The sequence below is a fragment of the Micromonospora orduensis genome, from assembly GCF_006228125.1.
In the GTDB taxonomy this organism is placed as follows: domain Bacteria; phylum Actinomycetota; class Actinomycetes; order Mycobacteriales; family Micromonosporaceae; genus Micromonospora; species Micromonospora orduensis.
Map to the genome: position 1 here is coordinate 1 of NZ_VDFY01000189.1, position 1,518 is coordinate 1,518.

The following is a 1,518-nucleotide window of genomic DNA, read 5'->3' on the forward strand; positions in this document are numbered from 1 at the left end:
CTAGTCCCAACGCCGTTCAGTTAGGCGTGGGCGAGGCCGGTCAAGGGGTGTGTTGATCAGGGAGTGAGAAGCGGAGTTCCGGTATCAAGGTTTGTCACTCCAAGACAACCCAGAACCAGGAACTCCGCTTGGTGGATCAGATTGCCATAACCCGGACGGTCACGGTAGCGGCGGGGCCGTTCGCGGCGGGTCACCTCGGTGAGCTGACCCGGCTGTTGCCGTTCGAGATGATCGATGAGGTTCTGACTGCGACCCGACGTACGCAGCAGCGGATCCGGCTGCTGCCCGCCCGGGTCGTGGTCTATCTGCTGATCGCGGGCTGCCTGTTCGCCGATCTCGGCTACCGGCAGGTGTGGTCGAAACTCATCGGCGGTCTGCATCCGCTGCCGGTGCCCGAGCCGTCGGGCAGCGCCCTGCGCCAGGCCCGGCAGCGGCTGGGCCCGGCACCCATGCGGGCCTTGTTCGAACTGCTCCGCGGCCCGGCGGCTACCAGTGCTGCCACGGTGTGGTGGCGGGGCCTGATGCCGGTCGTCATCGACGGCACCGTACTCACCGTCGCGGACTCGCCGGCCAACCTGCGCCGCTACGGCAAGCAACGGGGCAACAATGGCGGTTCCGGCTATCCCACGCTGCGGCTGAGCGCACTGCTGGCCTGCGGCACCCGTTCGGTGCTCGACGCGGTGTTCGACCCACTCAGCACCGGCGAGATCGCCCAAGCTGAACATCTGGCCCGCAGTCTGCGGTCCGGGATGCTGTTGCTGGGCGACCGCAACTACGCCAGCGCCGACCTGATCACCAGGATCGCCGCGACCGGGGCCGACCTGCTGATCCGCTGCAAAAGCAGCCGCAAACTACCTGTGCTCTGCCGCTACCCGGACGGATCCTGGCTCTCAGCCGTCAGCGGCCTACGGGTCCGCGTTGTCGATGCCCGGATCAGCATCACCACCAGCGGCGGCAGCCACACCGGCGACTACCGGCTGATCACCACCCTCCTCGACGTCCGCCGCCACCCGGCCGGCGACCTTGCCCGGCTCTACCACCAGCGCTGGGAGATCGAGACCGCCTACCTCGAACTCAAATCCAGCATCCTCGGCGGACGAGTCCTGCGAGCCCGCACCCCCGACGGCATCGACCAGGAACTCCACGCCCTGCTGATCACCTACCAGGTGCTACGCACCGCGATGGCCGACGCCACCGACAGCCGACCCGGCCTCGACCCGGACCGGGCCAGCTTCACCACCGCCCTCAACGCCGCCCGCGACCAGATCACCCTGGCCGCCGGCGTCATCGCCGACACCGTCATCGACTTGGTCGGCGCCATCGGCGAACGCGTCCTGGCGAACCTGCTACCCGACCGCCGCATCCGCACCAAAACCCGGATGATCAAACGCTCGAACTCCAAATACCAGGCCCGCGGACCGAACATCGACCGCCGCACCTACAAAGCCACCACCAACATCGACGTCATCACCAACGAACCTTGACAGGCCAGCCACCGACCTAACTGAACGGCGTTGG

General features: G+C 67.3%; 1 protein-coding gene. It reads left to right on the forward strand.

Annotated elements, in window-relative coordinates; translation table 11 throughout:
* Window positions 1–131: 131 nt before the first annotated feature.
* Window positions 132–1,484 (forward strand): IS4 family transposase, encoded by a 1,353-nt coding sequence (locus tag FHG89_RS21590; protein ID WP_139586230.1) that lies wholly within the window; start codon window positions 132–134, stop codon window positions 1,482–1,484.
* The last annotated feature ends 34 nt before the right edge of the window (window positions 1,485–1,518 follow it).